Source organism: Vibrio sp. 1580 (assembly GCF_033340055.1).
The window spans coordinates 1-841 of sequence record NZ_JAWOVT010000158.1 but is presented as its reverse complement, the minus strand read 5'-3'; the positions used below and the strand labels follow the sequence as shown (position 1 = coordinate 841).

Annotated in this window: 1 protein-coding gene; it reads left to right on the top strand. The window is 49.9% G+C overall.

All coding sequences use genetic code 11. From position 1 onward, the window contains the following. Positions 1-38: 38 nt before the first annotated feature. Positions 39-800: a type II secretion system protein N gene (locus tag R7093_RS24695; protein WP_005496730.1), complete on the top strand. Its 762-nt coding sequence runs from the start codon at positions 39-41 to the stop codon at positions 798-800. Positions 801-841: the final 41 nt, after the last annotated feature.

Below are 841 nucleotides of genomic sequence, written 5' to 3'. Positions count from 1 at the left end.
GATTGATGTGAACCGTCTGCAATTTAAGCGAGGTTAAGGTGAAGCGAGCAGTACTTTACGTTGTAATCTTTATCGTTTGTTTTTCTGTTAGCTTGATCATGGGGTTACCTGTTTCTTGGGTTCTCCAGCAAGCCCCCACTGTGAAAGGGCTCGACATACAAGGTGCTCACGGTTCCGTTTGGCAAGGTCAGGCTTCTAGCGTGCGTTGGCAGCGTCAAAATCTAGGGCAAGTGAATTGGGATTTCCAATGGTCTAGCTTGTTTACCGGCAAAGCCGAATTTTCGGTACGTTTTGGGCGCGGCAGCGATATGAACATTCGCGGTCGAGGTTTAGTTGGATACAGTCTCAGCGATGGCCCTTACGCGGAAAATTTGGTGGCGTCGATCCCGGCATCGAAAGCCGTCGAACAAGCGCGCCTGCCGGTGCCTGTTAGTGTTGATGGCCAGCTGGAGTTGAACATTCGTCATGCGACTTACGCAGCTCCGTGGTGTAAAACTGGTGAAGGCACATTGGTTTGGAGTGCCAGTGGCATTCAAAGTCCAGTGGGAAGCTTAGAGCTCGGTCCTGTTATTGCTGATTTGAAATGCCAAGATAGCGTGCTAACTGCATCAGGTGAGCAAACCAGTAAGCAAGTTTCCTCGGCGTTTTCAGCGGAGCTGATGCCGAATCAACGCTATTCAACGAAAGCGTGGTTTAAACCTGGCGCAGATTTCCCATCAAGCATGGGGGAGCAGTTGAAATGGCTTGGACAGCCAAACGCACAAGGCCAATACGAGTTTGACTACAAAGGCCGATTCTAATCTCGAGCCAACGTAATACAGAAAAGAGCTGCCAATGTGCA